Here is a 25,718-nt window from a genome sequence, read left to right on the forward strand (position 1 = left end):
CCGCAAAGGAGAGCCGAATGTACCCCTATCTGCGCTTTGCACTGGCATTGCTGAAGGTCCGCAAAGCCCCGCCTCTGACCATTCACGACACGCATATTTCACACCTGCGGATCTGGCCCGGCGACATTGATCCCTGGATGGAGCTGAACAACGGCCGCACGCTCACGCTCTATGATCTTGGGCGCATTCCTTTTGCCGTGCGTTGTGGCTTTACCCGGGTGCTGCGACAAAAGGGCTGGGGACTGACTGTCGCGGGCAGCGTGGTGCGCTATCGCAAGCGTCTGACCCTGTTCACGAAAGTCGAGATGCAGACAAGGATGCTCGGCTGGGACGACAAGTTCATCTATATCGAGCAGAGCATGTGGACCGAGGACGGCACCTGCGCCAACCACGGCGTGCTGCGCACCGGGATCATTCGCAACCGCAAGCTGGTGCCAACCGTTGAGGTCATCGAGGCACTTGGCGGCACCGACAGCGTCCTTTCGCTGCCCGACTGGGCGCGCGAGATGTTCGAGGCTGAAAACGCGCGTGACTGGCCGCCGGTGAACTGACGCGGCCGCACAGGATTGCCTTGCCCGGCGCTGCCAATCCACGTCATATCCACGCAAACGAGTGTCGGGGATAGGCTATGCGCAAACGCATCTGGGGATGGTTCTTTTTCGACTGGGCCAGCCAACCGTACAACACCCTTCTGCTGACCTTCATCTTCGCGCCCTATGTCAAGGAACTGATCGGCGACGGAGCTGCAGCGCAATCGGCCTGGGGGTTCGGCATCGGTGCGGCGGGGGTCTGCATTGCGGTTCTTGCGCCCGTGCTGGGCGCGATCAGCGATGTCTCGGGGCAGCGGCTGCGCTGGATATGGTTCTTCTCGGCGCTCTATGTGGTCGGAGCCGCGATGTTATGGATGGCGGCTCCGGGGCACTTCAACCTCAACCTGACGCTGTTCTTCTTTGCCATCGGTCTGATCGGGATGGAGTTCGCCACGATCTTTACCAACGCCATGCTGCCCGACCTCGGCACCCGTGAGGAAATCGGCAGGATCAGTGGCAACGGCTGGGCGTTCGGCTATGTCGGAGGGCTGATCGCGCTGATCATCATGCTGACGCTGCTGGCCGAAAATGCCAATACCGGCAAGACCTTGATCGGCATCGACCCGATCTTTGGCCTGGATGCAGAGACCCGCGAGGGCACTCGCGCCGTCGGCCCGCTGACGGCGATCTGGTACGTGATCTTCATGGTGCCGTTCTTTGCCTTCGTGAAGGAGGATAAACGGCGCAAAGCCCCGAAAGGCGCGGTTGCAGCGGCTCTGCGCAACCTTGGCACCACCTTGAAAAGCCTGCCGAAAACGCCGTCTCTGTTCGCCTATCTCGGCTCGTCCATGCTGTATCGCGACGCGCTGAACGGGATGTATTTCTTTGGCGGCATCTACGCTTCGGGTGTGCTGGGGTGGAGCGTGACGCATATCGGGATCTTCGGGATCATTTCGATCATCTCGGGGGCGCTGTTCGCCTGGCTCGGCGGCTATGCCGATGCAATCTGGGGACCAAAGGCGGTGATCCGCGTCTGCATCCTTATCCTGACGCTCGTTGCGATCGTCACCGTCACCATCTCGCCCACGCATGTGCTGTGGTTCACGGTCCCCGAGGGGTCCACCCTGCCCGATATCACCTTCTTTGTCATCGGGGCGGCCATTGGCGCGGCAGGCGGCGTGCTTCAGTCGGCCAGTCGCACGATGATGGTGCGTCAGGCCCGCCCGGACCGCATGACAGAGGCCTTCGGGCTCTACGCGCTGGCGGGCAAGGCGACCTCGTTCATCGCGCCGACGCTGATCGGGATCGTCACCGTGATAAGCGGGTCTCAGCAGATCGGGATCACACCGTTGGTTTTCCTTTTCCTCCTTGGTTGGGTCCTGTTAGCTTGGGTGAAACCCGATGGAGATACCCTGACCTGATGCGCCCTATCAAACTGATCGCCTTGGCGACGATGCTTTTGACCACGCTGGCCGGATGTATGGCCAACGATGGTGCCGATCCTGTCACCCGGCAGGCAATACCGGCAGAACTGGCCGGCAAGGAAGCACGCAGCCTGTTTGGCGCGATGTCCTTTTCCTCGGATCAACCGACGCAACCCTTTGGCAGCTATGCGAAAGGCTGTATCTCAGGTGCAGTGCAACTGCCCGAGAGCGGCCCGGGTTGGCAAGCCATGCGCCTGTCGCGCAACCGCAACTGGGGCCACCCGGAGCTGGTCAATTATCTCGAGGATCTCGCAGGCAAGGCCGCACGTATTCCCGGCTGGAACGGGATTTATGTCGGCGACATGTCACAACCGCGCGGCGGGCCGATGGCCTCTGGCCATGCCTCGCACCAGATGGGTCTGGACGTCGACATCTGGATGCTGCCCGGCGGCAACATGAGCCTGAGCCGCGCCGACCGTGAGCGGATTTCGACCATTTCGGTCGCGCGCAATCGCAACACGGCCGTCAATGCCAGCTGGACCCCGCAATATACGGCGCTGCTGAAAGCCGCCGCCAGTGACCCCCGGGTCGAGCGGATTTTCCTGTTTCCCGGCGGCAAGGTCGAGATGTGCCGCACGGCCACGGGTGACCGCTCCTGGCTGCGCAAGATCCGGCCCTGGTATGGCCACGACGATCACTTTCACATTCGCCTGTCCTGCCCCAAAGGCAGCATTGGCTGCGCCCCTCAGGACGCGCCTCCCCCCGGTGATGGCTGCGCAGAGGCGCAAACTTGGGTGAACAACATCCTGAACCCGCCGCCGCCCAAGCCACGCGACCCCAACGCACCGCCGCCAGCCCCGAAACGCCAACTGACACTGGCTGATTTGCCAGCGCAATGCGTCTCCGTTCTACAGTCGCGCTGATCGCGGTCACCGGCGCCGTTCTGGCCGGAGTGTCTTGCGGCAACATCCTGACTGCATCCGAGACCAGCGCAATTGCTGCGCCGGTCTCGGTCCAGTCCGCTCTGCCAAGGATCGGCGGTCTCTCCGGAATTGAGGTTGTGGCCGGTGGAGACCAGTTTATCGGGCTGAGCGACCGCGGCTTCCTGGTATTCGGCCGTCTGATCCGACAGAACGGCCGACTGACAGAGGCGCATGTTGACAGCCGTCTGGACTTTCCTGCGCCGGATGGCAGCACAGACCCGATGGGCGCGGGCGACAGCGAAGGGCTGGCGCGCGACAAGGATGGCAGGCTGAGAATCTCGCTGGAGCAGAATAATGCGGTGTGGCGTATCGAGGATGACGGGCTCACCACACAGCTGCCCGATCCACCCGAAACCGGCCAGTTGATAGCCAATGGTAAATATGAGGCGCTGGCTGTCGATGACAGTGGTGCACTCTATACGCTGCCCGAAACGGTGATTGAGAAGCGCCGGTTCGTTCCCCTTTGGCGGCTTGACGGTGAGGCCTGGAGCAAGGTGCGTGACGTTCCCCTGATCGACAACTTCCACCCCGTCGGTGCCGATTTCGGGCCAGACGGGGCCTTCTATCTGCTCGAACGGGCCTTTGGTCTCGGCTTTTCCAACCAGATCAGGCGGTTTGATCTGAGCGATCCGTCCGATCCCGGCAGGGTGATCTGGCGCACCGACGAACATCTTCGGGCAAACTTCGAAGGCCTGTCGGTCTGGCAGGATGCAACGGGCCGCACTATGCTGACGATGGTCTCCGACGATAATTTCTTGCCTCTGCTCGAGTCGGCCATTCTCGAGATTTCCCTTGATTCACTGGGGCCGAGCCGCTAAACGCCGCCAATTCCCCGCTCTGGGGACAAGTCTCCGCGACCTTGTCTAAAAAACGGATCAAACATGCAACGTCTTCATATTCCTGGCATCCTTGCCATGGCCGCGATTGTCGTGGCCTCCAACATCCTGGTTCAGTTCCTGATCCTTGACGGGCTCCTGACCTGGGGCGCCTTTACATATCCTTTCGCTTTTCTTGTCACGGACGTGATGAACCGGGTCTATGGTCCCGGTGCGGCGCGGCGGGTGATCCTTGCTGGCTTCCTGACGGGGATCCTCTGCTCGCTGATCGGCACGCAGATCATGCTGCAAGGCGACGGCTATACCTATGCGGCCGTGTCGCTGCGGATTGCGGTCGGTTCGGCCTTTGCCTTCCTGATTGCGCAGATGGTTGATGTGGCGGTCTTCGACAGGCTGCGCAAAGGCAGCTGGTGGCGCGCGCCTCTGATCAGCTCGATCATCGGTTCGGCGCTCGACACGGCAATCTTCTTCACCATCGGCTTCGCGCAATTCATTGCTTTCTTTGGTGAAAATGCCGATGCCGAGATCAACTGGGCCTGGGGCCACGCGCCCTTGCTGAACGCCGGGCCCGACGTCCCGCTCTGGGTGTCGCTCGCCCTGGCGGACTGGATGGTCAAGATGACGCTGGCGCTCATCGCGTTGCTGCCTTTCCGGGCAATCATCGCGAAAAAGCTGACCCCGGCTGCGTGATTTTCTTTGACTTTTAACACGTTCATGCGAACCTGAAGTCATTGGAAACAGTTAGAAAGGAGGTGCTCTAGTGTCTAATGAGGTATTGGAGAGGGGATTCGGAACAGCTTGGAGGGATAGTCGCTGAGGCAGCCCTTGGCTGAATATCCTGATGGGTTGGTTTGAGCCTAACCGAACCACCTCCTAATCTCGTGAAGGGCCGTCCTGGTATCAGGGCGGCCCTTTCTGCATGCCACTGCCGCCGCCCCTCTGTGGTGCCGGACCCGGCGCGAAAATCGCCAGAAAAGCCCGATTTTGACTATCGGTATCGCGTCGGTATCCTGTCGGTAACTGAACGGTGCAAATTCGGGCGGGTCACGGCCTCCCCCATCGGGCAGGAACGGCACTCCGGGCAGGGTGGCGATCCCCCTGCCCTACGGAACCTTGCGCGCCGGGGCGCATTGGGGACATGAAGGCGACAGGCCCGGCGCACGGGCAACGGAGAGGCAGATGCTGAGGATCAACGACCGGATCGCGATCGAGGAATGGGAGCTGGTGGAGCAATTCATCCGCAGCTCGGGCCCCGGCGGTCAGAATGTGAACAAGGTCAGCAGCGCGGTCGAGTTGCGGTTCGAGGCCGAACGCTCGCCCAGCCTGCCCGATCCGGTGAAGCGCCGCTTGCAACGTCTGGCGGGTCGGCGCTGGACGAAAGAGGGCGCGGTGGTGATCCAGGTGCAGGAGGAACGCAGCCAGGCCCGCAACCGGGAGATCGCGCGCGAGCGGCTGGCGGCGCTGGTGCTGCAGGCGACGCTGGTGCCAAAGCGGCGGGTGCCAACGAAGGTATCGCAGAACCAGAAGCGCAAACGGGTCGATGCGAAGAAGGCGCGTTCGGAGGTGAAGGAGACGCGGGGGTGGGAGAGGTAGGGGGGCACTGAGCGTTTGCGGGGTGTTGACCCACCTTGGGCGGAGATGGTGGGGTGGCACATACCGTACTGACTTCATTATTTTTAGATATCGAATTCATCGGCAAGTCAGATGCAAAAGAGTTCTCAAGAACACATAAATATCTAATGCGGGTTTAGGTGGGAAAATTTGTTGACTCACATGTGCTTTGAGAAACTAGATAATAAGCCAACAAATGTGGTCTAAATATGATCGAAGCTCAATCCTCGCCGAACAGCTTTCAAACCCTTGAAGTTGACTTTGACGTTCAGGCTCATGAAATTTCTTTGAGGACTTTTATCGATGTTTGCAACAGCCTAGAAAATTTCCTAAGCGCAACAAACGAAGAGCTTTTGGGAAGCAGCGCGCGATTTCGGATCCTTATAGAACCGCCAACTCCGGGCTCCTTTAAATCAAAATTTAAATGAATTCTATTAGGAGGAGGCGGAGCGATTTTTGCATTTCTTGAAAGTGACATTGGGCAGGAATACATTCGCGGCCTGACCGGCCTCAAGCCCGCTGAAATTTCATTTTTATTCGGCGAAAAAACAAAGTCCTTAATTGACGAAATTCGTCCAAACGCAGCGACTGAGATGAACACGCCGCTTAGAGAGGATGCTTTTCACGTAGATAGAATCTCTGCACCGCTTTCAAAGTCACCTTTATCCCAAGAGATGAAACTGGATGCAGCATGCGAACTCTTGAATCTTGGGATGACTCAGTTCTTAACACTTTCAAACAAAGACTTAAGAAAGGAGGACATAAACCCCTCGCTCGCGCCAAAATCCTTTACTGCAAAAAGTGACATCTTCAGTTCGTGCGAAAAAAATGCAAGAGTTTCAGGCCTTAGATTTAACAGCAAAGCCCCGTACATCCCTAGATCGGAGTTTTCTCGACGCCAGTCATCATCCTTCTCTCAACCGGACCCTAACGACCCTTGGCACTTTGAGAAAATTGACTGCATTGCTACCTCACCCAATTGGGACAGACTTGACGGAATTAGAAAATGGAAAGGCAGAAACAAGAAAAAGGGCACTACAATCTACTTTGAGATCGACGACCCAAAATTTTGGAAACTAGTGCGGGAAGAAAAAATCAAAGCGTCCAGCCACGATCGAATCTTATCTCAAGCGGCGTTTAAATTGAGCGGCGGCAATCGGACTCGAATCATCTTTTTGCGGGTCCTAAAATACAATGACTTAAAAGTCTCTTCAGCTGCGACTTTGGAGGAGCTCACATCCGACCTCTATAAACGGTTTGGAGACGTATCGACCTCCTCAGCAAGTAAGTTGCCCTTGTTCCCTGATCAAGCAAGTATCTAAACCACAACCGCCATCCGCTCCTGCTCCCCGACGCCGAACACCCGCTTGTAGCGCGCGATCTCGGAGGCGGGGCCCATGGCTTTCTCGGGGTTGTCGGAGAGTTTGACCGTCGGACGGCCCTCGGCCGAGACGGCCTTGCAGACCAGTGAGAAAGGCGCCAACGCGTCGTCCTTGACCAGCCCGCGGAAATCGTTGGTCAGCAGGGTGCCCCAGCCGAAGGACACGCGGACGCGGCCCGAGAACTGGCGGTGCAGCTCTTCTATCTTTGCCACGTCCAGACCGTCGGAGAAGATCACCAGCTTTTCGGTCGGGTCCTCGCCACGGGATTTCCACCAGTTGATGGCGTTTTCCGCGCCGGTCGCGGGGTCTCCGGAATCGATGCGGATGCCGGTCCAGCCGGCCAGCCAGTCGGGCGCATTGGCGAGGAACCCCGCCGTGCCGTAGGTGTCGGGCAGGATGATGCGCAGGTTGCCCGAGTGCTCCTCCTGCCAGTCAGCGAGCACGTCGTAGGGCGCGCGGCGCAGGGCTTCGTCGCCCTCCGCCAGAGCGGAGTAGACCATGGGCAGCTCGTGGGCGTTGGTGCCGACGGCCTCAAGATCGTCGCGCATGGCGATGAGGCAGTTCGAGGTGCCTATGAACTTATCCCCCAAACCCTCGCTCATCGCCTGTACGCACCAGTCCTGCCAGAGGTAGGAATGGCGGCGACGGGTGCCGAAATCAGCGATCTTGAGGCCCTCAAGCTCCCGCAAACGCGAGATCTTTTCCCAGAGCTTGGTCATGGCGCGGGCGTAGAGGATCTGCATCTCGAAGCGGCCCATGCGGTTAAGGACGGCGCGGCCGCGCAGCTCCATCAGGATCGAGAGGGCGGGGATTTCCCAGAGCATGACCTCGGGCCAGGAACCTTCGAACGTCAGCTCGTACTGGTCGCCCTTTCGCTCAAGATGGTAGGCGGGCAGGCGCAGGTTCTCGAACCACTCCATGAAGTCGGGGCGGAACATCTGGCGTTTGCCGTAGAACATGTTGCCGCGCATCCAGGTGGATTCGCCACGGGTCAGCGAGAGCGAGCGCACATGGTCGAGCTGTTCGCGCAGTTCGCCTTCGTCGATCATCTTCGCCAAAGGCACCGAGGTGGAGCGGTTGATCAGCGAAAAGGTGACATGGGTGTCGCGCTTGTTGCGAAACACCGACTGACACATCAGCAGCTTGTAAAAGTCGGTGTCGATCAGCGAGCGGACGATCGGATCGATCTTCCACTTATGATTGTGCACTCGGGTGGCGATATCGACCATGGACAGGCTCCTCACATTGCCTGCGATAAAGCCGGGATAGCGCGGGGATTGCAAGGGTTTGGCTGGTCTTTGACCAGAGCCTAGCCCGCTGAGCGCGCGAGACAGGTCTCGCAGGTGAGGCGATGGCGTGCGTGACCCTGCCCGAAGATGCGGCTTCAGGGGCCGTTTCCCAGCCCGCTACCGGTGCCAAACCTGCCGAGGTTGCATGATCCGGTCCGCCCCGGATGGCGCAGTGGGCGCCGCGGCTACAGCGTCACGCCGACATCAGCCATACCCGCCAGAGCGCGCACCTTCGAGCCGTCGAAATCGATAGCGCGGCACAGATCGGGACGAACGGTGACGCTAAAGCCCAGCTGTGCGGCGTCTACCGCGCTGTAATTGACGCAGAAATCCAGCGCGAGGCCGACCATCGTCAGCTGGGTGATCCCTCGGGATTTAAGGTAGCCTTCCAGCCCGGTCGGGGTGGTGTGGTCATTCTCGAAAAACGCCGAATAGCTGTCGATCGCCGGGTTGTAACCCTTGCGGATGATCAGATCGGCGCGATCCACGGCGAGGTCGGGGTGGAAATTGGCGCCGTCCGAGCCTTGGATACAGTGATCGGGCCAGAGCACCTGCGGACCATAGGGCATGTCGATCAGGCTCATCGGGGCGGCGCCGGGATGCGAGGAGGCGAAGGAGGAGTGGCCCGCCGGATGCCAGTCCTGAGTCAGGATCACGGCGTCGAATTGGGTCATCAGGGCATTGACCTCGGGCACGATCAGATCGCCTTCGGGAACCGCCAAAGCGCCGCCGGGGCAGAAGTCTTTCTGGATGTCGATGACGATGAGGGCAGTGCTCATGTTCAGGCCTTTTCCACTGGTGTGCGGCGACTTTGGCCGAGGCGGCGGCAAGGGTCAATCGGCGGCGGCAGTTTCGGGCCTTGGCGCTGTGCAACGGCCCGAAATGCGCTAAGCTCTGGGCGAAACGGGACAAATTGCGGGAGCTGTCGCATGGAAACGATCAAGGTTGTGGCGCTGAGCGGGTCTTTGCGGGCCGGCTCCATGACCACGCAGATGCGCAATACCCTACCGGAGCTTGCGCCCGAGGGGATGGTGATCGAGATCATCGAAATCCACGATATCCCTCTGTTCAACGAGGATCTGCGGGTCGATGGCGTCTCGCCCGAGCCGGTGCGGCGGATCTGTGGCGCGATTGGCGCGGCGGACGGGCTGGTGATCTGCTCACCAGAATACAACCGCTCGGTCCCCGGCGTGCTGAAGATGGTGACGGACTGGGCCAGCACCGAACCGGGCGCGCCGCTGTCGCGCAAGCCGGTGTCGATCCTGACCCAAAGTTCGGGCACACGGGGCGGGAACCTGTCGCATTATGCCTGGCGACAGATCCTGTCGGTGATCAACGCCGATGCGGTGCTGGGTCCGGATGTGTCAATCGGCACGATGCAGGACAAGCTGGAGGGCGGTCGCGTGGTCGACGAAGCGACGCGCAAGCTGATCGCGCGGCAGTTGGGGCTGCTCAGCGACAAGATCCGCGAACGCGGCTAGGCTGCGGCCTCTCGTCGCTTGCCTGTAAGGTTGGAAGGGCTTAGATCGCCGCCATGTTCACCGTTGCCGCACTCTATCATTTCACCCGGTTCGAGGACCCCGCCGCCGTGCAGGGCCCGTTGCGTGATCTATGCGAAGCCGAAGGGATCAGTGGCACCCTGCTGTTGGCGCCCGAGGGGATCAACGGCACGATTGCCGGGTCGAAACACGGGATCGAGGCCGTGCTGGCGCATATCCGCACCCTGCCCGGTTGCGCGGCTCTGGAGTGGAAACTCTCGACCGCGGCGGAGCGGCCTTTTGCCCGCATGAAGGTGCGGCTGAAGAAAGAGATCGTGACGATGGGCCAGCCGGATGTCGATCCGCGCGCCCGCGTCGGTCACTATGTGGAAGCCGCGGAGTGGAACGATCTGATCCGCAGCCCCGATGTGGCCGTGATCGACACGCGCAACGATTACGAGGTCGCCATCGGCACATTTGAGGGCGCGGTCGATCCTGAAACAGCCTCTTTTCGTGACTTTCCTGCCTGGTGGGACAAGAACAAGGCGCGCTTTCACAACAAGCGCATCGCCATGTTCTGCACGGGTGGTATCCGCTGCGAGAAGAGCACGAATTTCCTGCTGGGTCAGGGGGTTGAGGATGTTTATCACCTCAAGGGTGGCATCCTGAAGTATCTCGAAGACGTGCCCGCCGAGGACAGTTCCTGGCAGGGCGAGTGCTTTGTCTTTGATCGCCGCGTCTCTGTCGGGCACGGGCTGGTCGAGGGTCCGCATGAGCTGTGTCACGCCTGCCGTCGCCCGATCCTGCCCGAAGATCGCGCCCATCCGGGTTTCGAGGAGGGCGTGTCCTGTCATCACTGCATCGATGAGACCAGCGAAAGCGACAAGACCCGGTTTCGCGAACGCCAGAAACAGATCGCTCTGGCCCGCACCCGCGGTGAGCGTCACCTGGGCGATTTCGACGGCATCTGACGTGCGCCGCTGATCGCGGGCTCTGCGCCTGCGGCGGGCGGGAGCCTAGCGGTACGGTTGCCCGGTCCGCGCGGAGCCGATGGCCCCGCTCAGGCGAGATTAACCATGTTCAGAAATAGCTGCGCACGAGGCTGCTGGTCACCAGAGTCCAGCCATCCGCGATGACGAAAAAGCTGAGTTTGAACGGGAGAGAGACGATGGCCGGTGGCACCATCATCATACCCATGGACATCAGAACGGCTGCGACCACCAAATCTATGATCAGGAAGGGCAGAAACAGCAGAAATCCGACCTGAAAGGCCCGCGCGATTTCCGAGAGCATGAAGCTGGGAATGAGAACCGAGAGCGGCGCATCAGGGCCGGTTTCGATCTGCGCCGCATCGGGGCGCAGGGCAGCCATGGCCTCGAACGTGTCGGGGTCCATGCGATTGGCCATGAAATCGCGGAACGGGGCGATGGCGAGGGGCAAAGCCTCTTCGATCTCGATCCGCTCCTCGACAAGGGGTTGTATCCCGGCCTGCCAAGCCTGCTGAAACACCGGCTCCATGATGTAGTAGGTCAGGAACATCGCCAGGCTGATCAGCAACATGTTCGGCGGCGATTGCTGCAATCCGATCGCCTGGCGCAGGATCGACAGCACCGTGACGAGGAACGGAAAGCAGGTGATCATGATCAGGATGCCGGGCGCCAGACTGAGCACCGTCAGCAGCAGGATCATCTGGATGCCACGCGCCGTGAGCGAGCCGTTTTCAGCGATGTTGACCGAGATATCCTGCGCCAGCACAGGCCGCGACATCACCAATGCCGTCATCACAAGGACCACGATCAGGAGAATTCTTCCCCGGTTTGGCACTGTCAGAGCTCTCCCGAGAGGTCACTGACTTCGGTCAGCCGCACGGCGAGCTGCCCGGCCTGATCGCCCTCCAGCTCCTCAAGCTCACCCCGCGCGATCAGGCGGTCGCCGACGTAGAGCTCGACCGGATCATCGACGCGGCGGTCCAGCGGCAGCACGCTGTCGCGGGTCAGCTTGAGCAGATCGCGGATCAGCGGGCGCGCCTTGCCGACGGAGATCGTGATCTCGATCGGGACAATGGTGAAGGGGTTGCCACGCGGGGCAGCGCCCTCGCCGGGTTGATCATCCATTCTGAATTTTCCTTTCCTGTTCCGTGAAGAAGCCGTCGACCGCCTGGCGTATGCCCTCGGTCACCGCGTTCAGATCAATCTCGGTCTCTTCATCGTCGAACCGCAGAAACACCTGCCCCTCGGAGAGGGTGTCATCGGCGACGACGGCCAGAGGGAAGCCGAAGTCCTGCGCCATCAGCCCCTCGGTCGTGACGAGGTTTTCCGGCGAGACGAGAATTTCCACGCGTTGCGAGGCCTTGCGCTTGGCGAGCTGTTCCAACTCGTCCTTGATGCGCAGGCCGAGGGTTTCGCGAGCCAGCTCGGGCACGACCTTGTCGATGATGTCGCCCATCAGCGGGCGGATCGCGGCCAGCACGGCGGAATGCGCCTCGGTATAGGTGAAGGAGAGGTCCTGGAGGTTGCGGGCGAGGTCGCTGGTGATATGGGATTGCTCCTCTCTCAGCGCCTTCGCGGCATCGTCCCAACCGGCCTTGTAGCCATTCTCGAAAGCCTCGAGGCGAATGGTTTCAAGCTCCTCGTCACTCATCGCCGGGGCAGTGGGCATATGCGGGGTGCCGAAATCCTCAAGGATGCGGGCGATCTGTTTCATGCGGTTTCCTTGCTTTCTTCAAGCCAGCTGCGCAGGATTTCGAGCGTCTCGTCCTTGCGCTCCTCGATCAGGGACTGCAGCTTGACAACGGGGTCGTCGCTGCTGCTGCTGTCGCCGAAATCCCCCATCATCGGAAAGCCGCCGTCATCGCCGCCAAAGCCGCCCATCGACAGATCCGGCAGGCTGAAATCGTCGTCCTCGATCTCTCCGTTCAGCACGGGGCCATTGCCGCCCTCCAGCAAGGGGACATCGGCCGCGCCAGCGCGGCCCGTCAGAACCGGGCGAATGACGAACAGACCAAGAATCAGCGCGACGACAGCCAGAACCGCCATCTGCACCAGAGACATGACATCGAGGTTCATCCCGGCGATGAAGCCCTGATCGCTGCTGGTGCCGAGCTGCGAAAGGGGCTCGAACTGCATCGACTTGAGCGTGATGACATCGCCGCGCGCCGCGTCATAGCCGACGGCGGATTCGACAAGCTCGCGCAGCTCTCCCAGCTCGGCCTCGGTGCGCGCGACCGGGTCGGCGTCGCCGACAGCGGCGATGCCGTTGACCAGCACGGCAACAGTCAGGCGGCGAATCGCCCCGGCGGCACGCACCACCTCCCGGCTGGTCTCGGAGACCTCGTAGTTCACCCGCTCGCGCGTTTCACTGTTCTGATTCGAGGAGGTGCCGCGGCCACCAGCGTCGCCGCCCGGCAGGTTTGAGGCCACGGTGACATCGCCGCCCTCGGAGTTTTTCGAGCTGTTGCTGCGTTCCTCGGTATCCGTGCTGATGGCGACCCGCCCCTCGGGGTCAAACCGCCGCTCGACGATGGATTCGCTTTCGTTGTTGGTGTCGACGCTGACCTCAACCACGGCATTGCCAAGGCCGACGCGGGCCTCGAGGAGGCGCTGCACCTTCTCCTTGAGCTCCTGCGCGCGGTCCTGCCCGGCGGTGGTGCCGGAGTCTTCGGTGGCGCCGACCAGTTCGCCGGCATCATCGATCACGGCAACGTCATCGGGCGACAACCCGGCGACGGCGGAGGACACGAGATAGCGCAGCGCCTTGGCCTGAGCTGCGCTGATATCACCGCTGGTCGAGAGCGAAATCGACGCGGTGGGGCGCAAATCACGTTGAAACGGGTTGGCCCCCTGATGCGCGATATGAACGCGGGCCGATTCGATTTGCGGACTGGAGGCGATCGTGCGCGCCAGCTCGCCCTCTTTGGCACGCCAGTAGGCAGCATCGAACATCTGCGATGTGGTGCCGAAACCTGACAGGGAATCAAGCAGCTCGTAGCCCTGGCTGGAGTTGCGCGGCAGGCCTTCGCTGGCCAGGGTCATGCGCAGTTCGTCCCGCGATCCACCTTCGACATAGATACTGCCGCCGCGCACCTCATAGACAACGCCGCGCTGTTCCAGAGCACTGACGATTTCGCCCGCCTGACCGTTTTCCAGGCCCGAATACAGCAGGCTCATCGAGGGTTGAGACGCCATACGCGCCAGCCCCAGAACCGCCGCGAACATCGCGACTGTGGCAAGAATCATGAGGATCCGACGCCGTGTTTCAAGGCTGTTCCACAGGGTCATGAACTGTTGCAAACCGCATCTCCCGTCCGGCCGGCATTCTACCGGCGACTACCCCTTAATTGGCCGAACGGGCTTAATAATCGGTTAGTTCATGACGGTTAAAACGGACCCATCAGAGAGAATTTGGTTGGGCCATGTCAGAAGAGACTAAGGACACAGAGGAAGCACCGAAAAAGCGTTCCAAGCTGCCGCTGATCCTAGGGATCGTGCTGGCACTGGTGGGCGGCGGCGGCAGTTTCTTCGCAATTTACAGCGGCATGATTCTGGGTGGCGATGCCCCCCATGCCGAAGCCGAGGCGGAAGTACCGACCGAGAAATTTGTCGCCTCCGACGTCGCCTTTGTGACCCTGGAGCCGATGGTGATTTCCTTCGGCCCTGCCTCGGAAAACCGCCACCTGCGCTTTACCGCGAGCCTTGAGGTGCCATCGGGGCAGCAAAGCGCCGTCGAGACGGTGCGTCCGCGCGTCATGGACGTGCTGAACAATTACCTCCGCGCACTGCGGATGGCCGATTTTGAGGATCCCGCCGCGCTGGTACGCATTCGCGCCCAGATGCTGCGGCGTATCCAGGTGATCACTGGGCCGGACGCTGTGCGCGACCTGCTGATTGTCGAATTCGTGATGAGTTGAGGGGAAGAACATGGAAATGATTTCAGACATCTTGCTGGTCGCAGGCGCCTTGGGCGCTGCCTTCTATTGCTTCATCCTTGCCCGACGGCTGGCACGGTTCAACGATCTGGAAAACGGCGTCGGCGGTGCAGTCGCAGTGCTGTCCGCGCAGGTCGATGACCTGACCCGGACGCTGAAATCCGCACAAAGCGCAGCGGGAGAGGCCAATGCGTCGCTTGGTCAGCTGACAGAGAGAGCAGAGGGTGTGGCAAAGCGGCTGGAACTGCTGGTCGCCTCCATGCATGACCTGCCAGAGCCCGCGCCGCACTACGGGCACGGCATGGATCAGCCGCCGATGCGCTATGCCACCCCTGCACCAGCACCTCAGCCTATCGCAGAGCCACCCGCCCGCAATGACCAACCGGTCTTTGCGCGCCGGTCGGCGTCGAACTGAGGCGCGGCAAATGGCAAAAATCGCAACCAAACCGGCAGGCAAGACCACGCCGAAGGGCAAGCCCGCACCCCGGCGCAGGCGCGCCCGTCGGGGAACGCTGATGCTGATCGCAGGCCTTCTGGTGACGTCGGCGATTCTGCGCGTGGGGACACAGACCGGGACCGTGCTGGCTCTGGAAAAGCTGACTGGCGATCACCCGGTCGAAGAGATGACGGCCCATGAGGATGCGCCCCAAACCGCAGAAGTGGCCGCCCCCCCTGATATTGAGGCAATGCTTGGTGCCTTCAAAGCGCGCGAAGCCCGGCTGGATCAACGCGAAATGCAGATTCGCGACCGAATGAACGCCCTGGCGATCGCGGATGAAGAAATCGAGAAGAAACTGGCGCAGCTCGAGGCCGCCGAGGCTGCTCTGAAGCAGACACTTGCACTGGCCGATAGCGCTGCCGAAAACGACCTTTCGCGCCTGACCGCGGTTTACGAAAACATGAAGCCCAAGGATTCTGCCGCTTTGTTTGAGCAGATGGATCCTGATTTTGCTGCAGGGTTCCTCGGCCGGATGCAGCCGGCGGCCGCCGCTGCGCTGATGGCCGGGCTGACACCAGAGCGTGCCTATACGATCAGCGTCGTGCTGGCAGGGCGAAATTCATCTGTTCCAAAGAAATGAACTCTAGCGTGGACAGCAACGTACAGGCACTGGATTCGAGGCGGCGGACATGATTGGTTTTATCGGCATTGCGGTCATCTTCATCATGGTCTTCGGCGGCTATATTCTGGCCGGCGGCAAGATGGGGATCATCATGAAGGCTCTGCCGTTCGAGTTGATGATGATCGGTGGCGCTGCGCTCGGGGCCTTTCTGCTGTCCAATGACATGGCGGGCGTCAAACATACCGCCAAAGACATCGGCAAGGTCTTCAAGGGACCCAAGTGGAAGCACCATGACTACCGCGATCTTCTGTGCCTCCTGTTCGAGTTGATCCGCCTTGCCCGGCAGAACCCCGTCGCCATCGAGGAGCATATTGAAGCCCCTGCAGAATCGACGATCTTCAGCAAATACCCGAAGATTTTGGCCGACAAGGAGGCGATCAACCTGATTTGTGACACCATGCGTTCGGCCTCGATGAACTACGACGACCCGCATCAGGTCGAGGAGGTTCTGGAAAAGCGTATGGATGCGAACTTGCATCACGCGCTGCATTCCAGCCACGCTTTGCAGCAGGTGGCGGATGGCCTGCCCGCCCTTGGGATTGTGGCTGCCGTGCTTGGTGTGATCAAGACCATGGCCTCGATCGACCAACCTCCAGAAGTGCTTGGCAAGATGATCGGTGGCGCCCTCGTCGGCACGTTTCTTGGTGTTTTCCTTGCATATGGTCTGGTCGGGCCCTTCTCGGGCAAGGTGAAATCCGTGGTTGAGGAAGACGGTCACTTTTACCAGCTGATCCGCGAAGTTCTGGTCGCGAATCTGCACAATCACGCCACCAATATCTGCATCGAGGTCGGTCGCCAAAACACACCGTCCCATTGCCGCCCCAGCTTCTCCGAGCTGGAAGAGGCCCTCAAAGATGTGAAAAGCGGGGCAGCATGATGACGAGATGGCTTGCCCTGGTGCTGATACTCTTGCCCTGTGCCGTTACGGCGCAGGTTTCAACGGTTCGCTCGGGTGATCATCGCGATTTTTCCCGCCTTACCGTGGCTCTGCCCCCAGGCACGGACTGGTCGATGCAACAGGAAATGGGTCGCCTGCGCATCTCGTTTTCGGGCGATATGGAAAGACCCGACCTCAGTCAGATTTTCCGCCGCATTTCGCGTGATCGCATCGAAGACGTTCAGCCGCTTCCGGGTAATGGCCTGGATATTCGCCTGACCTGCGACTGCCCAACAGTGGCGAGGCTGTCGGCGGATAACCTGCTGATCATCGATGTCGGAGACGGTCCGCCATTGCCAGATCTGCCCCCCTCCATTTCTGCCGACGCGGCGCCCACTGCAAGCGACCGCCCTCTTGGCCCGGAAATGACCGAACCTGCCGCCAGCAGCCTGATGCCTGTTCAGGACCTCGTGACTGCAACACCGCAGGATCACTCCCACGCTAAAAATGCTGAGAAGTTTGCTCTCAGACGGGTGACCACCCTCCCCGATGTACCAGCCCCCGTTGAAACCAATCCTGATCTGACCAATGAGCTCGAAACGTCTCTGCTGCAGGCCATCGGCCGCGCCGCGACAGAAGGCTTGCTGGATGCAGACGCGGCCAATGCTGCCCTCATCCCCAAGGATCTGCGTCAGGTCAGCGGAACACATGACAGTGCCCCTCACGCCGCCCCCGGCATCATGGCAACGCCTGGAACCCTCGACGCCGCAAAACCTGGCGAAAACAGCCGCTTCATGCTCTCTGGTGACACCTGCGAACAGCAAATGCCGGCCACCATCGACGCGGCGACTGAGGCGGATTTTTCAACGCGCCTCGGCGCGTTGCGTACCGGGCTGACGGCAGAGTTCGACCGCGACAACGTTACTGGGTACCAGGATCTAGCGCGCTTTTATCTGTTGCACGGTTTCGGAGCCGAGGCTTTGCGCCTGCTCGAGTCCGTTCCCCAAAACCCTGCCCTGACCGCAGAAATGATAAGTGTCGCCAATATTCTGGAATATGGTCACGATGCCTCCGACGGCCCTTTCGCGGGCAAGATTGCCTGTGACACTGAGGCTGCTATGTGGGCAGCTCTGACCGGTGCGACGCTGGCCCCGGGGCAGGATTTCAACGGCTCTGCCATTTTACGCGCCGTGACCGCGCTGCCCGTTCCCCTTAAGTCTTATCTCGGCCCGGTCCTTGCCGAAAGGTTCAGTGCTGCTCAGGAAAACGAGCTCGCCAAGGATCTGCTGCGCATCGTCGACCGCGATGTCAGCGAACCCACCGCCATGCGCAATTTTGCTGCAGCGCGCATAACCACTCAGGAGGAGGGCCAGCCGGATCATGCCGCGTATCAAGATCTGATCGCTCAGAACGACAGTGTTTCGCCCGAGGCGCTGCTGCACTATGCCACCGAATCTCTCGACAACGGCGGCAGCATTGACCCCGAAACAATCGGCCTGCTGGAGAGTTACCGCACACAGTATCGGGATGACCCGATTTCGGGCAAGCTGGTGCGCACCGAAATTATCGCGCACGCTTCGGCTGGAAATTTTCCCGCCGCCTACGATCTGTTCGCCAGCCAGTCCGCATTGCTTGATGACGCGACGCGCGCAACCGTTGCCGATGGGCTGACACGCAACTTGGCCAGTCATGCCGCTGATGCCGTCTTCACCCGTCAGTTTTTCGGCCATGAGGCTATCATCCGGGAAGGGGCGCGTGCGGAAACGATGAACGCTGTGGCGCAACGCCTGCTCGACCTCGGCTTTCTGGAGCAGGCCGAGCAGCTGATCGCGATTGGCGCGGATGGCGAGGCGGGTCGCCAACGACGCGTCCTGCGGGCCAAGATTGCCTTGGCCAGTAATCTGCCGCGCCGCGCCGAGGCCGAGCTTTTTGGCCTGACGGGAGAGGATATCGATCTGCTGCGGGCTCAGGCCTCGCTTGACACGTCCGATTATGAGCAGGCGCAAAACTTATTCAACGCCGCTGGAGACACGCAGGAGGCCGGCACAGCTGCTTGGCTGGCCCGCGACTGGGGTACTGTCAAAACACTTGAAAACACGCAAAAGGCGCGCCTCGCTGACCTGGTGACGCAGCAACAGGCTGCGCCCATCACCCTGCCTGTTGTCGGGCCGCCGACACTGGCGGTCAGCCGCGATGTGCTGAGCCAGAGCACCGATACACGAAACGCCCTGCGCGAGCTGCTCTCGACTGTGCAGGTTGAGACGGCGCTGGATCAATAACCCGAACCACACGGCTCGATATTTGCGAGTCCTCAACCATTTCCCGAAATAGTCAGCCCTAGACGACGCGCCAGAATGGCACCGGCAGCCCAAGGCTGCCGCCCGCAGACCTCAAGTGGGACCCTGATGACAGATTCCGAATCCAGACCGCTGTTTCAGCCGACGATCCTGCTGGCGCTAGCGCTTATGTCGATCATCGTGATGATGATTCTGCCCGTGCCGGCCTTTGTGCTGGATGTAGGCCTGGCTGCCAGTTTTGCCCTGGCCATACTGATATTCACCGTCACGCTTTTCATTGAAAAACCGCTGGATTTCTCGGCTTTTCCGACAGTGCTTCTGGCGTCTTTGATGCTGCGTCTGTCGCTGAACGTGTCCTCCACCAAGCTGATTATCGGCGAAGGACACACCGGCACCCGCGCTGCAGGCGACGTTATTCGTGGCTTTGCCGATTTCGTCATGGGCGGCTCGGTCTTCCTGGGGCTTGTCGTCTTTGGCGTGCTGCTGATCGTCAATTTCATGGTCATCACTAAGGGGGCCGCCCGTATGGCCGAGGTCGGTGCGCGGTTCGCCCTTGACGGGATGCCGGGCAAACAACTGGCGATCGACAGCGACATGTCCGCCGGTGCCATCAACCATGTCCAAGCCAAAGAGCGGCGCGAGCGCGAGCAGTTGGAGACGACGTTTTTCGGCTCACTCGACGGGGCCTCCAAATTCGTCAAGGGCGATGCAGTTGCCGGGCTGCTAATCACTATCCTGAACCTCGTCGTGGGGCTGATGATGGGGGTGATCGTGCACGGCATGGCTCTGGGCGATGCCTTTGAAACTTATGCCATTCTGACCGTCGGCGACGGATTGGTGACACAGATTCCTGCCGTCATCATCTCGATCGCCTCAGCGCTGTTGCTGGCACGGGGCGGTGCGACAGGGGCGACAGATCTGGCACTTGTCGGCCAATTGGGCCGCCATCCTGCAGCGCTGACCACTGTGTCTATCCTGATGATGTTGTTTGCTTTTGTGCCAGGCCTGCCCTTCATACCGTTTGTGATCGGTGGGCTGGTGCTGGGTGGTTCTGCCTACGCCGTGCATCGCAAGGCGAGACTGGCGGCCAGCGATGCCTCCGCCGCGAAGACCGACATGCCCACCCTCAAGGCCAAGTCGCTGGGCGACACGCTGGATCTGGACGATGTGCATGTCGAATTCGCGCCCGACCTCGTCAACATGGTGCTGGATCCCGGCACCGGCCTGGATGCCAGGATCGAAAACATGCGCCTGCATGTCGCTGAAAGTTACGGCTTAATCCTGCCAGAGATCCGGCTGACCGACGACCCCTCACTGCCCTCGGGCAGCTATGTCATCCGCATTCAGGGCGTCGAACAGGCCCGCGCGACGTTGCGCCCCGATCACATTCTGGCACTGATTCAAGGTGGGGGCGATGGCGTGCCCTCAGGTGAGGACGTCAAGGAACCGGTCTACGGCGCGCCCGCCCGCTGGATCGACGGCGCCACTCAGGACAGTGTCGCCCTGTCGGGCACGACGCTGGTCACCCCGACCGAAGTGCTGGCGACTCATCTTCTGGAAACGATCAAACGCAACTTCCCCCGCCTGCTGACCCTGAAATCCATGCGTCGCGTGTTGGAGGAAATGACCAATCTGACGGACGAACGCCGCGCCGAGGCGAACCGGAAACTGCTGGATGAACTGGTGCCCGACAAGGTGCCGCTGGATCTGCTGCATCAGGTGTTGCGGCTGCTCGTCGGGGAGCAGGTGTCGATCCGAAATATGCCCCTGATCCTGGAATCCGTGGCCGAGATCCGCCCCCACACCCCCCAGCCAGAGGCGATTTGCGAACATGTTCGCCATCGACTGGGCTTTCAGCTGATCGCCGACCTGCGCCGCGCCGATGGTACCACTCCGCTGATCCAGCTCGCACCCGGGTGGGAGGATATCTTTGCCACCTACCAGCTGGACCGCGAACGCGGCAGCATCGACATTGCCCTGCCCCCCGACATTTACAACCGGTTGGTCGGCAATGTGTCCTCCGCGCTCAGCGACGCCAGTGACAAGGGGATTTATCCGGCGGTTGTCACCTCGACCCAGCGCCGCCGTTTTCTGCGCATGGCACTGAGCGCGCGCGGCATCACCAATCCGGTCCTGTCGTTCGAGGAGATCGGCGTCGATGCCCGCCCGGCGCTGATCGCCATGGTGCCCGATGAATGACCTCGGCGCCGAAGCCCTTACGTTGCTGCGTCTGCATGGTTGGACGGCAGCGCTGATTTTCCTGCGGGTCGGGGCCTTTACCTCCTTCCTGCCGGGCTTCGGCGAACAGTCGGTGCCCACTCGCGTCAAGCTGGGTGTCGCGATCAGCCTGACGGTGATCGTCATGGTCGCCGGGCCGTCATTGCCGGCGGTGCCCGCGCCGGACCTGCCGGTTTTCCTGCGATTTCTGGCGACTGAGACGCTGATCGGCGTGACGCTCGGCGTCGGCTTGCGTCTCTTCGTGGTCGGCTTGCAAACGGCGGGCTCCATGATCGCCCAAGCGACCTCGCTGTCGCAGATCCTCGGCAACGCCGGGGTGGAGCCGATGCCCGCCATCGGCCATGTGCTCGTCATCGCCGCGCTGGCGCTGGCAATGACGCTGGGACTGCACATTCACGCGGTGCTGTATCTGCTGATGTCCTACGAGGTGATGCCCCCCGGCCAATGGCCCGAAGCCCGCGATATCACGCAATGGGGCATCAAGCTGACCGCGCAGAGCTTTCAGCTGGCCTTCAGTCTCGCCGCGCCCTTCATCATCATTTCCCTGATTTACAACCTGACCCTCGGCGTCATCAACCGGGCGATGCCCCAGCTGATGGTCGCCTTTGTCGGCGCGCCGGTGATCACGTTTGGCGGTCTGTCGCTGTTGCTGATCCTGTCGGTTCAGATCCTGACAACCTGGTCCGAGCGGTTGATGGCCTTCCTCGTGGCACCGTTCTGAGGGCGCGGGAATGGCAGAAGAAGACAGTGGCGGCGAGAAACCGCATGAACCAACACAACGAAAACTGCAAAAAGCGCGCGAAAAGGGCGAGGTTCCCCGCTCAAACGATCTGTCGACGGCGGCGGCCTATGGCGGGCTGTGCATCGCCGGGGTCGCGGTCGGAGGCCCGGCGCTGACCCGCCTTGGCGGCACCTTGCAGACCCTGATCGACCAGCCGGACTCACTGGCTCCACTGTTTTTCGATGGCGCGAGCGGCACCCCGACAGGCGGACTGATCAGCAGCGTCAGCCTCGCCGTGCTGCCATTCTTTCTGGTTCCGGCGGTGGCGGCGCTGATCGCAGTGATCGCGCAACAGGCCTTCGTCGTCTCAGGCGACAAGATCCGCCCGAAACTGTCGCGCATCTCGGTTCTCTCCAACGCCAAGAACAAGTTCGGGCGCGGCGGATTGTTTGAATTCTTCAAAAGCTTCGCGAAATTGCTGATCTACTCGGCCTGTCTGTACTTTTTTGTCTCCGCCAAATTGCCCGAAATGATCAATACGCTCTACCTCGGCCCCGGCATCGCAACGGCCACTCTGCTGCAGCTTTGCACTCAATTCCTGTTCATCGTCTTCCTGATTTCCCTCGCTATCGGCGGCGTCGACTTCCTGTGGCAGTGGGCCGAGCATATGCGCAAAAATCGTATGTCCGACAAGGACATGCGTGACGAGTTCAAGGACTCTGAGGGCGATCCGCATATGAAACAGCAGCGTCGTCAGCGCGGGCAGGAGATTGCCAACTCCCAGATGATGGCCGATCTGCCCAAGGCCGATGTGGTGATCGTCAACCCGACCCACTATGCTGTGGCGCTGAAGTGGGATCGCACGCGCGGTTCTGCCCCCGTCTGCCTGGCCAAAGGTGTCGACGAGGTCGCGGCGGTCATGCGCCGGATCGCCACTGAGAATAATGTGCCGATCCACAGCGATCCGCCGACCGCCCGCAAGCTGCATGCCACGGTCGAGATCGGCGACCAGATCGACCCCGACGACTACCGCGCGGTTGCGGCCGCCATCCGCTTCGCCGACCAGATGCGCAGCAAAGCCAAAGGCCGGATCAGATGAGCCTTCCCGACAGTCAGCGCCTCGCCCCTCTCGCCACGATCACCGAGATGGCGCATGAGGCCGCCCTGATGCGCCTGCGCCGGATCACAGCGCGCGAACAGGCATTGCGCGACAGCCTGACCGATCTGGATGAACGCGCAGCTAACGGATTTCTGCGCTCCCTGTCAGGCGGCGACGAGAACCTCGGGTTCATTGGTGGGCAGGAGCGGAACTGGCGCGACTGGATCTCGATGCGGCGCGGCGCGCTCCAGGTCGATCTGGCCAGGGTGCTGGGCGAAAAGGCTGAGCACATGGCACGTCTGACGCTGACGCTTGGGCGCAAGGATGTCGCCGCAAAGATGCTGAGTGCTCAGCAGGCCAGTGACAGGCGCGACCGGCAGCGCAAGCAAATGGCTGCGCTGCAAGAGCTTTCGCTGATGCTGCACAGCCATCGAAACAGGGAATGACGCTTCAGGAGTCCTGGCGCGCGATATCGGTGATCAGCACATCCGAGACAAGCGGGCCGAGGGACTTTGACGCCACCCGGTACAGCGCGGCGCGTAGCACATCGAGGTTGTTCGAGCTGGTGAAGGATCCCTCGAACCCGCCCATATTGGCATGATCGAACATCACCTGCAGGAAGGCGTCGCGCAGCTTCGGCTCGCGCCCATAAACGACATCGCTGCGACCCGGCTCTATTTCGAGGCTGATCGACACGACCACCAGTGCGCCGACCCGTTCCTGCGTCACGACGGGCACGATGAACTGATCGTGCATCTTGATGTATTCCTTGGTGGCCGGATCGGCCTCCACTTCTTCTTGGTGTTCCGGCGCGGCATGGCTGTCAGCGGCCATCTCCGTGTCGCCGCAAGGGTTGATCGCGGCGACCTCTTGCGGGGCGGGCTTCAGCATCAGGCCCGCGCCACCGCCGGCACCAATGCCAAGCAGAATCAATAGGATAGGGAGGAGTTTTTTCATCTGAGGTCCTCAGAACGGCAGGATGTGGTCGATGATCTGCTGACCGACACGGGGTTGCTGCATGTCCGTGATCTGGCCACGCCCCCCGTAGGAAATGCGGGCCGAGGCGATCTTGTCGTAGGTGATCTCGTTCTGACGCGAGATATCCTCCGGGCGCACATACCCAGAAACCAGCAGCTCGCGCAGTTCGTAGTTCACCCGCACCTCCTGGTTGCCGGTGATCGAGAGCACGCCGTTGGGCAGCACATCGACGATCGTCGCGGCGACCCGCAAAGTCAGCTTTTCCTTGCGGCTGACCGTGCCGTCGCCATTGGCGCTGGACGCCGACGAAATCGACACCGCATCAGCAGCGCTCGCGCCGGCGGGCAGTTCAGTGTCAAGCCGCTGCGGCAGGCCAAAAAGCTGCGGAATCCCAAGGCTTTCCGAGCCGTCGCGCGAGCGGGAAGTGGAGTTGGAAATCTCGGCCTTGTCGTCGATCTCGATCACCACTGTCATGATGTCGCCCTGTTTCATCGCCCGCCGGTCGCCCAGTAGCGATCCTCGATCCCCGGTCCAGAGCGAGGCTTCCTGCAACAGGCCCCGGCTGCGCGCCGTGGTTTGCGGCAGGCCCGGAGACAGCATTGCGTAATGTTCACGGGTGTTCATGTCGTCCGAAAAATCCGGAGTCTTGCCGATGTGATGATCGCCACACCCCGCGACCATCAGACAGCAGAGACCGGCAATCAGGGTGTAACCATCAAATTTCATTGCACTTTCACCGTTCCATCAGGTTGCACGACGCCGTTCACTGTCTGGCGGGAGGACAGGTTCATCACCCGGATGACCTCGCCTTCCCCGGCTCGGGCCAGAGAGCGCGCCTCGGCCACGATGACCAGACCGCCCCGGTCGTAGATCAGGCTGACAATCGCATTGCGTTCGATCAGCGCCGGCGGTCCAAGGTCGCCGGGGCGCAGTGGACGTCCGGCATAGATCGCGACGCGGGTTTCCTGGCCGATCAGCCCCTCGAGTCCGGTCAGCGCGCCAGGCATGTCGCCGTCGTGCAGCACCAGATCGCCCGGGCCGATCAGGGTCTGGGCTGGCAGAGTGCGCGCCGCGACGACCGTTTCGGCCTGCGCGGCGGCCCCAGGCAGGCTCAGCAAGACGCAGGCGATCATGGCGCGCATCAACGCACCTGCGCCGTGGCGGCCAGCATCTGATCAGCGGCGGTGATCACCTTGGCGTTCAGCTCATATCCGCGCTGCGCCTCGATCAGTTCGGTCACCTCGCGCACCGGATCGACCGAGCTGTCCTCAAGATACCCCTGCCGCACGGTGCCCAGACCGTTCAGCCCGGGCGTCGTCACCGTGGCGGGGCCAGAGGCTTCGGTTTCGGAAAACAGGTTGCTGCCGATGGCCTCCAACCCCTTGGGATTGCTGAAACCGGCGATGCTGATCTGGCCCAGCTGCTGCGCCCCGGTCTGATCCGCGAAATAGGCGTAAACCTCGCCCGCGGCATTGATCGAGATGGACAGTGCATCCTCGGGGATGACGATCTCGGGCGAAACGGGAAAGCCATCCGAGGTGACGATCAGCCCCTCGCCCGTGCGCTTCAGCGCGCCGTCACGGGTATAGGCGGGCTGACCGTTGGGCAGCGTCACCTCCAGATAGCCGCGCCCCTCGATCGCCAGGTCCAGATCGCCTCCGGTGTTGGACAGAGAGCCCTGCGCCAGTTGCATCGACACTGCAGCAGGGCGCACGCCGAGGCCAAGCTGAATGCCCGTCGGCAGGATTGTCCCATCGGCCGAATTCACCGTGCCCGCCCGTGCGTATTGCTGGTAGTGCAGGTCGGCAAATTCGGCGCGCCGGGCGTTGTAGCCGGTGGTCGACATATTCGCGAGGTTGTTCGAGATTGTCTCGACCCGCATCTGCTGAGCGGCCATCCCGGTGGCCGCGATCTTGAGAGCTCTCATAAC

The 25,718-nt window shown here is 61.3% G+C and carries 28 protein-coding genes; 18 read left to right on the plus strand and 10 right to left on the minus strand.

The genetic code is table 11. The features are described from left to right. Positions 1-17: 17 nt before the first annotated feature. The 7 genes from F3W81_RS14170 to F3W81_RS14200 all read left to right on the plus strand — a co-directional run bounded on the left by F3W81_RS14170 (position 18) and on the right by F3W81_RS14200 (position 6,706). A complete protein-coding gene (locus F3W81_RS14170) occupies positions 18-551 on the plus strand; it encodes an acyl-CoA thioesterase (protein WP_193079779.1) in 534 nt (177 codons plus the stop codon). A 77-nt stretch (positions 552-628) separates the two neighbouring features. Then, positions 629-1,951 (plus strand): MFS transporter, encoded by a 1,323-nt coding sequence (locus F3W81_RS14175; protein ID WP_193079780.1) that lies wholly within the window; start codon positions 629-631, stop codon positions 1,949-1,951. Next, entirely contained in the window at positions 1,951-2,877 is a 927-nt protein-coding gene (gene mepA, locus F3W81_RS14180; protein WP_193079781.1) for a penicillin-insensitive murein endopeptidase, read from the plus strand. The genes F3W81_RS14175 and mepA overlap by 1 nt, the downstream gene beginning before the upstream one ends. A 137-nt stretch (positions 2,878-3,014) precedes the next feature. Continuing rightward, positions 3,015-3,755: an esterase-like activity of phytase family protein gene (locus F3W81_RS14185; RefSeq protein ID WP_193079782.1), complete on the plus strand. Its 741-nt coding sequence runs from the start codon at positions 3,015-3,017 to the stop codon at positions 3,753-3,755. Between the two features lie 63 nt (positions 3,756-3,818). Next, positions 3,819-4,463: a queuosine precursor transporter gene (locus F3W81_RS14190; RefSeq protein ID WP_193079783.1), complete on the plus strand. Its 645-nt coding sequence runs from the start codon at positions 3,819-3,821 to the stop codon at positions 4,461-4,463. 489 nt (positions 4,464-4,952) lie between these two features. Further along, positions 4,953-5,366: an alternative ribosome rescue aminoacyl-tRNA hydrolase ArfB gene (gene arfB, locus F3W81_RS14195; protein WP_193079784.1), complete on the plus strand. Its 414-nt coding sequence runs from the start codon at positions 4,953-4,955 to the stop codon at positions 5,364-5,366. 611 nt (positions 5,367-5,977) lie between these two features. Next, positions 5,978-6,706, plus strand: coding sequence for a hypothetical protein (locus F3W81_RS14200; RefSeq protein WP_193079785.1), 729 nt, complete (start codon positions 5,978-5,980; stop codon positions 6,704-6,706). Here the strand turns inward: F3W81_RS14200 and pncB are convergent. Together pncB and pncA are read right to left on the minus strand one after the other, a co-directional pair. Continuing rightward, the gene (gene pncB / locus F3W81_RS14205; RefSeq protein WP_193079786.1) at positions 6,703-7,995 is read right to left on the minus strand and encodes a nicotinate phosphoribosyltransferase; all 1,293 of its coding nucleotides are present in this window, start codon (positions 7,993-7,995) and stop codon (positions 6,703-6,705) included. The two genes, F3W81_RS14200 and pncB, sit on opposite strands and share 4 nt — an antisense overlap. A 245-nt stretch (positions 7,996-8,240) precedes the next feature. Further along, on the minus strand, positions 8,241-8,834 hold the full coding sequence (gene pncA, locus F3W81_RS14210; RefSeq protein ID WP_193079787.1) for a bifunctional nicotinamidase/pyrazinamidase: 594 nt from the start codon (positions 8,832-8,834) through the stop codon (positions 8,241-8,243). 150 nt (positions 8,835-8,984) lie between these two features. On the opposite strand from pncA, the gene F3W81_RS14215 reads away from it, so the two are divergent. Together F3W81_RS14215 and trhO are read left to right on the plus strand one after the other, a co-directional pair. Further along, entirely contained in the window at positions 8,985-9,536 is a 552-nt protein-coding gene (locus tag F3W81_RS14215; RefSeq protein ID WP_193079788.1) for an NADPH-dependent FMN reductase, read from the plus strand. Positions 9,537-9,589: 53 nt separating this feature from the next. Next, the gene (trhO, locus tag F3W81_RS14220; RefSeq protein ID WP_193079789.1) at positions 9,590-10,504 is read left to right on the plus strand and encodes an oxygen-dependent tRNA uridine(34) hydroxylase TrhO; all 915 of its coding nucleotides are present in this window, start codon (positions 9,590-9,592) and stop codon (positions 10,502-10,504) included. A 109-nt stretch (positions 10,505-10,613) separates the two neighbouring features. On the opposite strand, the gene fliP is transcribed toward trhO, so the two are convergent. The 4 genes from fliP to fliF are packed head-to-tail and all read right to left on the minus strand — an operon-like array spanning position 10,614 to position 13,768. Beyond that, positions 10,614-11,300: a flagellar type III secretion system pore protein FliP gene (gene fliP / locus F3W81_RS14225; RefSeq protein ID WP_407692481.1), complete on the minus strand. Its 687-nt coding sequence runs from the start codon at positions 11,298-11,300 to the stop codon at positions 10,614-10,616. A 59-nt stretch (positions 11,301-11,359) separates the two neighbouring features. Then, a complete protein-coding gene (locus F3W81_RS14230) occupies positions 11,360-11,647 on the minus strand; it encodes a FliM/FliN family flagellar motor switch protein (protein WP_193079790.1) in 288 nt (95 codons plus the stop codon). After that, positions 11,640-12,236: a FliH/SctL family protein gene (locus F3W81_RS14235; RefSeq protein ID WP_193079791.1), complete on the minus strand. Its 597-nt coding sequence runs from the start codon at positions 12,234-12,236 to the stop codon at positions 11,640-11,642. The genes F3W81_RS14230 and F3W81_RS14235 overlap by 8 nt, the downstream gene beginning before the upstream one ends. Then, complete coding sequence (gene fliF, locus F3W81_RS14240; protein ID WP_264298871.1) at positions 12,233-13,768, minus strand: flagellar basal-body MS-ring/collar protein FliF; 1,536 nt, start codon at positions 13,766-13,768, stop codon at positions 12,233-12,235. The genes F3W81_RS14235 and fliF overlap by 4 nt, the downstream gene beginning before the upstream one ends. A 176-nt stretch (positions 13,769-13,944) precedes the next feature. Here fliF and F3W81_RS14245 point away from each other — a divergent pair, with 176 nt between their 5' ends. From F3W81_RS14245 to F3W81_RS14285, 9 genes are all read left to right on the plus strand, one after another. Then, positions 13,945-14,439 (plus strand): flagellar basal body-associated FliL family protein, encoded by a 495-nt coding sequence (locus F3W81_RS14245; protein ID WP_193079792.1) that lies wholly within the window; start codon positions 13,945-13,947, stop codon positions 14,437-14,439. A gap of 10 nt (positions 14,440-14,449) precedes the next feature. Next, the gene (locus F3W81_RS14250) at positions 14,450-14,872 is read left to right on the plus strand and encodes a hypothetical protein (protein ID WP_226941689.1); all 423 of its coding nucleotides are present in this window, start codon (positions 14,450-14,452) and stop codon (positions 14,870-14,872) included. 100 nt (positions 14,873-14,972) lie between these two features. Next, complete coding sequence (locus F3W81_RS14255) at positions 14,973-15,536, plus strand: MotE family protein (protein ID WP_226941690.1); 564 nt, start codon at positions 14,973-14,975, stop codon at positions 15,534-15,536. A 49-nt stretch (positions 15,537-15,585) separates the two neighbouring features. Next, positions 15,586-16,455, plus strand: coding sequence for a flagellar motor stator protein MotA (motA, locus tag F3W81_RS14260; RefSeq protein WP_193079793.1), 870 nt, complete (start codon positions 15,586-15,588; stop codon positions 16,453-16,455). Then, complete coding sequence (locus tag F3W81_RS14265; protein ID WP_226941691.1) at positions 16,452-18,734, plus strand: hypothetical protein; 2,283 nt, start codon at positions 16,452-16,454, stop codon at positions 18,732-18,734. Before motA ends, F3W81_RS14265 begins: the two co-directional genes overlap by 4 nt. Before the next feature lie 126 nt (positions 18,735-18,860). After that, a complete protein-coding gene (gene flhA / locus F3W81_RS14270; protein ID WP_193079795.1) occupies positions 18,861-20,951 on the plus strand; it encodes a flagellar biosynthesis protein FlhA in 2,091 nt (696 codons plus the stop codon). Further along, positions 20,944-21,711: a flagellar biosynthetic protein FliR gene (locus F3W81_RS14275; protein WP_193079796.1), complete on the plus strand. Its 768-nt coding sequence runs from the start codon at positions 20,944-20,946 to the stop codon at positions 21,709-21,711. The genes flhA and F3W81_RS14275 overlap by 8 nt, the downstream gene beginning before the upstream one ends. Before the next feature lie 10 nt (positions 21,712-21,721). After that, entirely contained in the window at positions 21,722-22,810 is a 1,089-nt protein-coding gene (locus F3W81_RS14280; protein ID WP_193079797.1) for an EscU/YscU/HrcU family type III secretion system export apparatus switch protein, read from the plus strand. Continuing rightward, positions 22,807-23,256, plus strand: coding sequence for a hypothetical protein (locus F3W81_RS14285; protein ID WP_193079798.1), 450 nt, complete (start codon positions 22,807-22,809; stop codon positions 23,254-23,256). The genes F3W81_RS14280 and F3W81_RS14285 overlap by 4 nt, the downstream gene beginning before the upstream one ends. Positions 23,257-23,260: 4 nt before the next feature. Here the strand turns inward: F3W81_RS14285 and F3W81_RS14290 are convergent, their stop codons facing one another. From F3W81_RS14290 to flgG, 4 genes are read right to left on the minus strand one after another with little or no spacing between them, the layout of a single operon-like run. After that, positions 23,261-23,767 (minus strand): flagellar basal body-associated FliL family protein, encoded by a 507-nt coding sequence (locus F3W81_RS14290; protein ID WP_193079799.1) that lies wholly within the window; start codon positions 23,765-23,767, stop codon positions 23,261-23,263. A 9-nt stretch (positions 23,768-23,776) separates the two neighbouring features. Then, entirely contained in the window at positions 23,777-24,514 is a 738-nt protein-coding gene (flgH, locus tag F3W81_RS14295) for a flagellar basal body L-ring protein FlgH (RefSeq protein WP_193079800.1), read from the minus strand. Continuing rightward, positions 24,511-24,930: a flagellar basal body P-ring formation chaperone FlgA gene (gene flgA, locus F3W81_RS14300; protein WP_193079801.1), complete on the minus strand. Its 420-nt coding sequence runs from the start codon at positions 24,928-24,930 to the stop codon at positions 24,511-24,513. The genes flgH and flgA overlap by 4 nt, the downstream gene beginning before the upstream one ends. Next, entirely contained in the window at positions 24,930-25,715 is a 786-nt protein-coding gene (gene flgG, locus F3W81_RS14305; RefSeq protein WP_193079802.1) for a flagellar basal-body rod protein FlgG, read from the minus strand. Before flgG ends, flgA begins: the two co-directional genes overlap by 1 nt. Positions 25,716-25,718: the final 3 nt, after the last annotated feature.

This window comes from Pseudooceanicola spongiae (assembly GCF_014899185.1).
Classification (GTDB): Bacteria; Pseudomonadota; Alphaproteobacteria; order Rhodobacterales; family Rhodobacteraceae; genus Pseudooceanicola; species Pseudooceanicola spongiae.

What these genes read in the sequence shown, in the direction of transcription:
- trhO (WP_193079789.1), top strand. Translation starts at nt 9,590, where the DNA reads ATGTTCACCGTTGCCGCACTCTATCATTTCACCCGGTTCGAGGACCCC.
- F3W81_RS14275 (WP_193079796.1), top strand. Translation starts at nt 20,944, where the DNA reads ATGAATGACCTCGGCGCCGAAGCCCTTACGTTGCTGCGTCTGCATGGT.
- F3W81_RS14175 (WP_193079780.1), top strand. Translation starts at nt 629, where the DNA reads ATGCGCAAACGCATCTGGGGATGGTTCTTTTTCGACTGGGCCAGCCAA.
- F3W81_RS14200 (WP_193079785.1), top strand. Translation starts at nt 5,978, where the DNA reads ATGAACACGCCGCTTAGAGAGGATGCTTTTCACGTAGATAGAATCTCT.
- F3W81_RS14250 (WP_226941689.1), top strand. Translation starts at nt 14,450, where the DNA reads ATGGAAATGATTTCAGACATCTTGCTGGTCGCAGGCGCCTTGGGCGCT.
- fliP (WP_407692481.1), bottom strand. Translation starts at nt 11,300, where the DNA reads ATGTCGCGGCCTGTGCTGGCGCAGGATATCTCGGTCAACATCGCTGAA.
- motA (WP_193079793.1), top strand. Translation starts at nt 15,586, where the DNA reads ATGATTGGTTTTATCGGCATTGCGGTCATCTTCATCATGGTCTTCGGC.
- flhA (WP_193079795.1), top strand. Translation starts at nt 18,861, where the DNA reads ATGACAGATTCCGAATCCAGACCGCTGTTTCAGCCGACGATCCTGCTG.
- F3W81_RS14190 (WP_193079783.1), top strand. Translation starts at nt 3,819, where the DNA reads ATGCAACGTCTTCATATTCCTGGCATCCTTGCCATGGCCGCGATTGTC.
- F3W81_RS14230 (WP_193079790.1), bottom strand. Translation starts at nt 11,647, where the DNA reads ATGGATGATCAACCCGGCGAGGGCGCTGCCCCGCGTGGCAACCCCTTC.
- flgH (WP_193079800.1), bottom strand. Translation starts at nt 24,514, where the DNA reads ATGAAATTTGATGGTTACACCCTGATTGCCGGTCTCTGCTGTCTGATG.
- mepA (WP_193079781.1), top strand. Translation starts at nt 1,951, where the DNA reads ATGCGCCCTATCAAACTGATCGCCTTGGCGACGATGCTTTTGACCACG.
- F3W81_RS14255 (WP_226941690.1), top strand. Translation starts at nt 14,973, where the DNA reads ATGCTGATCGCAGGCCTTCTGGTGACGTCGGCGATTCTGCGCGTGGGG.
- arfB (WP_193079784.1), top strand. Translation starts at nt 4,953, where the DNA reads ATGCTGAGGATCAACGACCGGATCGCGATCGAGGAATGGGAGCTGGTG.
- pncB (WP_193079786.1), bottom strand. Translation starts at nt 7,995, where the DNA reads ATGGTCGATATCGCCACCCGAGTGCACAATCATAAGTGGAAGATCGAT.
- F3W81_RS14170 (WP_193079779.1), top strand. Translation starts at nt 18, where the DNA reads ATGTACCCCTATCTGCGCTTTGCACTGGCATTGCTGAAGGTCCGCAAA.
- F3W81_RS14290 (WP_193079799.1), bottom strand. Translation starts at nt 23,767, where the DNA reads ATGAAAAAACTCCTCCCTATCCTATTGATTCTGCTTGGCATTGGTGCC.
- flgA (WP_193079801.1), bottom strand. Translation starts at nt 24,930, where the DNA reads ATGCGCGCCATGATCGCCTGCGTCTTGCTGAGCCTGCCTGGGGCCGCC.
- pncA (WP_193079787.1), bottom strand. Translation starts at nt 8,834, where the DNA reads ATGAGCACTGCCCTCATCGTCATCGACATCCAGAAAGACTTCTGCCCC.
- F3W81_RS14215 (WP_193079788.1), top strand. Translation starts at nt 8,985, where the DNA reads ATGGAAACGATCAAGGTTGTGGCGCTGAGCGGGTCTTTGCGGGCCGGC.
- flgG (WP_193079802.1), bottom strand. Translation starts at nt 25,715, where the DNA reads ATGAGAGCTCTCAAGATCGCGGCCACCGGGATGGCCGCTCAGCAGATG.
- fliF (WP_264298871.1), bottom strand. Translation starts at nt 13,768, where the DNA reads ATGATTCTTGCCACAGTCGCGATGTTCGCGGCGGTTCTGGGGCTGGCG.
- F3W81_RS14235 (WP_193079791.1), bottom strand. Translation starts at nt 12,236, where the DNA reads ATGAAACAGATCGCCCGCATCCTTGAGGATTTCGGCACCCCGCATATG.
- F3W81_RS14265 (WP_226941691.1), top strand. Translation starts at nt 16,452, where the DNA reads ATGATGACGAGATGGCTTGCCCTGGTGCTGATACTCTTGCCCTGTGCC.
- F3W81_RS14245 (WP_193079792.1), top strand. Translation starts at nt 13,945, where the DNA reads ATGTCAGAAGAGACTAAGGACACAGAGGAAGCACCGAAAAAGCGTTCC.
- F3W81_RS14285 (WP_193079798.1), top strand. Translation starts at nt 22,807, where the DNA reads ATGAGCCTTCCCGACAGTCAGCGCCTCGCCCCTCTCGCCACGATCACC.
- F3W81_RS14280 (WP_193079797.1), top strand. Translation starts at nt 21,722, where the DNA reads ATGGCAGAAGAAGACAGTGGCGGCGAGAAACCGCATGAACCAACACAA.